The 2640-nt window shown below is 51.6% G+C and carries 2 protein-coding genes; one reads left to right on the top strand and one right to left on the bottom strand.

Annotated features, from left to right (window positions below):
• Window positions 1–51: 51 nt before the first annotated feature.
• Window positions 52–1620: a bifunctional peptide-methionine (S)-S-oxide reductase MsrA/peptide-methionine (R)-S-oxide reductase MsrB gene (msrAB, locus tag ACTHUE_RS15070; protein ID WP_440423902.1), complete on the bottom strand. Its 1569-nt coding sequence runs from the start codon at window positions 1618–1620 to the stop codon at window positions 52–54.
• Window positions 1621–1766: 146 nt separating this feature from the next.
• On the opposite strand from msrAB, the gene ACTHUE_RS15075 reads away from it, so the two are divergent.
• A partial coding sequence (locus ACTHUE_RS15075) for a signal recognition particle receptor subunit alpha (protein WP_440423903.1) occupies window positions 1767–2640 on the top strand: 874 nt, incomplete at its 3' end.

Consider the following 2640-nt stretch of genomic DNA (forward strand, 5'->3'; position numbering starts at 1 on the left):
ATTTAAGGCCGTCTGAAATCTTTTTCAGACGGCCTTTTTCGATTCAATCCGTTATTTCACTTTGTCTTTCAATGCGCCGTAGCCGGCTGCGTCCATTTCTTCCAAAGGGATGAATTTCAAACTTGCGCCGTTGATGCAATAGCGCAGGCCGCCTTTGTCTTTCGGGCCGTCGGGGAAGACGTGTCCCAAGTGCGAATCGGCGACATGGCTGCGCACTTCGGTGCGGCGCATGTTGTAGCTGAAATCATCGTGTTCGGTAACGGCAGAGGCGTTAATCGGGTGGGTGAAGCTCGGCCAGCCGCAGCCGGAATCGAATTTGTCGGCAGAGCTGAACAGGGGTTCGCCGCTGACAATGTCCACATAAATGCCGGGTTTGAACAGATGGTCGTATTCGTGGCTGAAGGCGTATTCGGTCGCGCTGTTTTGGGTAACTTGATATTGCTCTTCGGTCAGAAGGCGTTTGAGCTCGGCAGCGCTGGGTTTTTTATACGTTGCCGCGTCAAAGCCTTTGCCTTGCGGGGCGGCTTTGGTTTTGCCCGGCAGCGGTTCGTCGGCTTTGCGGATGTCGATGTGGCAGTAGCCGTTGGGGTTTTTAATCAGGTAATCCTGATGGTATTCCTCGGCGTCGTAGAAGTTTTTCAGCGGCTCGTTTTCGACGATGAGGGGCTGTTGGTATTTTTGCTGCTCGCGTTTGAGGGCGGCGGCGATGACGGCTTTTTCGGCAGGGTCGGTGTAGTATACGCCGCTGCGGTATTGCGTGCCGATGTCGTTGCCCTGTTTGTTGAGGCTGGTCGGGTCAACGACGCGGAAGAAATATTGCAGGATGTCGTCTAGGCTGAGTTTGTCGGCATCGTAGGTGACCTTGACGGTTTCGGCATGGCCTGTATCGCGGTAGGAAACGTCTTCGTAGCTTGGGTTTTCCGTTTTGCCGTTGGCGTAGCCGGATACGGCGTCAACCACACCGTCTATGCGTTGGAAATAGGCTTCCAAGCCCCAGAAGCAGCCGCCGGCGAGGTAGATGGTGCGCGTATTCATGATTGCTGAATCCTTTTTCTGTGTGTCGGGTTTGTAGAACGAATTTTTCAGACGGCCTATATCGGCATTCGGGTCGCGGATTAACGCCAATGCCTGCGCTTCGTTGATGCTGCCTTTGACGATGCGCTGCACGTCGCCGTCTTTGCCGATTAATGCCCACGAAGGGTAAACACTGATATTCAGGCTTTGGGCGATGGTGCCGCCGTTGTCGGTCACGACGGGCAGCTTAGGATAGTTCAAACCGGCATACCATTTTTGAAAGTCGCCGTCTTTTTTCTCGTGTAGAAAACCGGGCGAGGCAACGGTAATCAGATTGGCAGAACTGAATTTTGCATCTTGCGCCCATTTTTCGGTTTGCCCCAGTTCGGACAAACACAAAGGACACCAACTTGCCCAAAATTTAATCAGGGTCGGTTTGTCTTTTTTCAGGAAAACACTGGCAGGGCGGTTATCAGGAGTTTTCAATGAGGACAATGCCTGCGGTACGGTTGCGGCTTCGGTATCCATTATTTTGGATGAGCAGGCGCCAAGCGCAAGCAGGCAGCCGAACTTGGTGCAAAGTGAAAATAATGTGCGGGGATTCATCTCTATGTTTCCTTTAATAGATGGTTTGTCTCGTTAGACGTTGGAAATGCCAAAACCTGACAACCTTGATTTTCAGACGACCTTGACACGTAAAATACGCTACAATACTCCCTATTTCAAGTTTTTAAAATTAAAAGGAAAATTTAATGTTCAGCTTCTTCCGTCGCAAGAAAAAACAGGAAACTCCGGCTCCTGAGGAGGCTCAAGTTCAGGAAACCGCAGCAAAAGTAGAATCTGAAGTTGCTCAAGTAGTTGAAAATATTAAAGAAGATGCCGAATCTTTAGCAGAAAGCGTCAAAGGGCATATTGAATCAGTTGTCGAATCGGCTGTTGAAACTGTCAGTGAAACCGTCGAGCAGGTTCGGGAAGCTTTGACCGAAACGCCGTCTGAAACAGTTGAAAAAGTGGAAGAACACGTTGAAGCGGCAAAAGAAGCGGCTGTTGAAACCGTCAGCGAGGCTGTTGAACAGGTTCAAGAAGCTGTTGCCGAGATGCCGTCTGAAGCGGCTGAGGCTGTTGAGGAAGCAGCAGAACAAGCTGAGGCGGCAAAAGAAGCGGCTGTTGAAACCGTCAGCGAGGCTGTTGAACAGGTTCAAGAAGCCGTTGCCGAGATGCCGTCTGAAGTAGCTGAGGCTGCTGAAGAAGTAGCAGAACAGGCTGAGGCGGCAAAAGAAGCAGCAGGACAGGCCGAAGCGGGCAAAGAAGAAGCTGTTGAGGCAGTTAGCGAGACTGTTGAGCAAGCTCAAGAAGCCGTTGCGGAAACACCGGCTGAAGCCCCTGCTCCGGTGGAAGAACCCAAGCTCAGTTGGGCTGCGCGTTTGAAACAAGGCTTGACCAAATCACGCGATAAAATGGCGAAATCGCTGGCCGGCGTGTTTGGTGGCGGACAAATCGACGAGGATTTGTACGAAGAGCTGGAAACCGTGCTGATTACCAGCGATATGGGCATGGAAGCCACCGAATACTTGATGAAAGACGTGCGCGACCGTGTCAGCCTCAAAGGCCTCAAAGACGGCAACG

It is taken from the genome of Neisseria sp. P0021.S005, from assembly GCF_051956955.1.

Bases quoted from the DNA above. Each gene is read 5' to 3' on its own strand.
- msrAB (WP_440423902.1), bottom strand. From the start codon at position 1,620: ATGAATCCCCGCACATTATTTTCACTTTGCACCAAGTTCGGCTGCCTG.